The organism is Aeromonas sp. 604176 (genome assembly GCF_049170755.1).
Lineage (GTDB): Bacteria > Pseudomonadota > Gammaproteobacteria > Enterobacterales > Aeromonadaceae > Aeromonas > Aeromonas veronii_A.
Genome location: NZ_JAAKNE010000226.1, coordinates 1 through 2,086 on the forward strand (window position 1 = coordinate 1; position 2,086 = coordinate 2,086).

A 2,086-nucleotide genomic window follows, 5' to 3' on the forward strand; every position below is an offset into this window, starting at 1 on the left:
GGGGCGGCGCCACTGCCCTTGCCGCAGAGGATGCGGTAGAGCAGCGCTTCGGCCAGCTTGTCCTCCATGGTGGGGTGGTCGCTCTCGCAGGCGAAGAAGTGCTGGTCGATGAGCCCCATCAGCCGGCTCTTGTTGTGCTCGGTCAGCGCCTTCTCGTACTCCTGCCACCCTTGCCACTCCTCCACATCGGGCGGGCTCGAGATCTTGTCCAAGAGCCGCGCATCCACGTCACCGTAGAGGCTGTTGCCTGCCTGCTTGGGGCTGACGGTAATGAGCATCGACCAGCCCTTCTGGAACGGCTTGATGGGGCCTTCCGGCGCCTGCAGCAGCGCCAGCGCCTTGGCCGGATCCCGTGCCGAGAGCTCCTGCAGGCCGAGGCTCACCACGCCGATGACGTCGTGGGCCGCCTGCTCCAGCAGGTGCATCTTGTACTTGTTGTAGTATTTGTCGGCGAATTTGAGGCTCATCAGCACCGCCTTGCCCTTGATGGCGGCGAGCTGTTGCTGACTCAAGAGTTCGTTGTCGCGGCCAAAGCGCAGCACCTGGGTCAGAAAGGGGCCCTGGTTGGCATCGCGAATGACTAACTGCATGAATGGGCTCCTTAATCCAGAAAGCTGAACATGTCGTCGACGTCGCCGTACTCGTCTTCCTCGACCTTGTTCTTCTCTTTGGCCTGCATCACCAGCTCGGCGGCAAACTTGTTGATGATGCCGTCCCAAGTCGAGTGCTCGTTGCGCAGCAGCGCCTTGATGGCTTTCTCCACCTCGGGGGCCAGCTCGCGGATGAGCATCAAGAGGCTGCGCGGGTCATCCAGCGCGTAGTCGTGGACATCCTCGCTCTGCTGGCGCTCGCTGTAGCGCAGGGACTCTTCGAGATCTTCCTCTTCGGCATGCAGCACGTCGCGATAGCCTTCGTCCTCTTCATAGCGATCGCCGCGATAGAACTCGATAAAGGGGATGGCGAGGTAGAAGAGACCGGCCGGGTCTTCGGCCACGCACTCGAGGATCTCGCGCTGTTTGGCCTCGCTATCCTGGGTGCGGATCAGGTAGTTGAGGAAGTCGAAGGTGTGCTGTTGCAGCTCGTCGGCGTTGTTCTTGATCGCCTCTTCCCAATAGAGCGGCTGCTGGCAGACGATGTCGCGGATCTGCTCCGGGGTCATCAGCTCGGAGATGATGGAGGGGAAGGAGATGTCGTGCTGGCCGTTAATCTGGGTCAGGGTAACGATATCAATGTTTTCAATCACTTCTGCCAGCTGGTCGTCAGACATGGTCTTGGCGATCAGCTCGAACTTCTCGCTGGCCTGCTTCGGCTCGATAACGGCCAGCTCTTTGATCTCGATGGCGGTAATTTCTATCAGACTGTTGCTCATGCCTTGCCCCAATTAGAAACGGACTTCGTCGTACATATCCTGATCGCCGTCGTCATCACCATAGCGGTCACTGCCGCCATGGTAGTCGGCGTCGGCATCTTCCCCGTCTTCATCTTCTTCGTCGCGCAGCTCATAGTCGTCATCGCCGCGGTGGCTGCCGCGCGGCAGCGGGTTGTCGAGCAGAAACAGCACGGCGCAGGCTTCCATCAGCTGATCTTCGCTCTGGGCCCGCACCGCTTTGACCAGTGGCAGGGCGGCGTTGTTGAAGCCGACGCTCACCTTGAACTCGTCCCAGCTCGGCTGCTCGCCGCTGGTGAGCCACTTGTTCCACTGCGACTTGGCCTTGGCCGGGAACTGCACCCGGCCATAGAGGGCCAGCGGCAGATACTCGGGCATAAACTCCAGCATGCTCATATCGGCCAGCAGCAGGCTCTTCATCTGGTCGGTGAACTGTTCCAGCCCCTTGGGGTCGTCCTGATCCCGGTAGGATTCGATGTTTTCGCTGGCATCGCTTTGCAGCGACTTGAGCCGCGCCTGGTCCCATCTCTTTTGCATAGTTGCTCTTTCTGCCTGCTGTTTCAGGGGTAGAACTGATCCCACATCTCCTGCATGGCGGAGGCGGGGTCGGTCACGATGACGTTGTTGAAATCCTTGATAAAGGCGGCCCGCTGTTTCGGATCGGACAGCACTTCATAGGCCTGCTTTACCTGGTGCAGC

General features: G+C 59.9%; 3 protein-coding genes and 1 pseudogene. All 4 read right to left on the minus strand.

What is annotated here, in order from left to right; translation table 11 throughout:
• A partial coding sequence (locus G5358_RS20860) for a hypothetical protein (RefSeq protein WP_421324858.1) occupies positions 1 to 590 on the minus strand: 590 nt, incomplete at its 3' end.
• An 11-nt stretch (positions 591 to 601) separates the two neighbouring features.
• A complete protein-coding gene (gene atcB, locus G5358_RS20865; RefSeq protein WP_064341728.1) occupies positions 602 to 1,369 on the minus strand; it encodes a cold adaptation protein AtcB in 768 nt (255 codons plus the stop codon).
• A 12-nt stretch (positions 1,370 to 1,381) separates the two neighbouring features.
• Complete coding sequence (gene atcA / locus G5358_RS20870) at positions 1,382 to 1,924, minus strand: cold adaptation protein AtcA (RefSeq protein WP_040067053.1); 543 nt, start codon at positions 1,922 to 1,924, stop codon at positions 1,382 to 1,384.
• A gap of 23 nt (positions 1,925 to 1,947) precedes the next feature.
• Positions 1,948 to 2,086, minus strand: a pseudogene (locus tag G5358_RS20875) (J domain-containing protein); the annotation flags it as partial.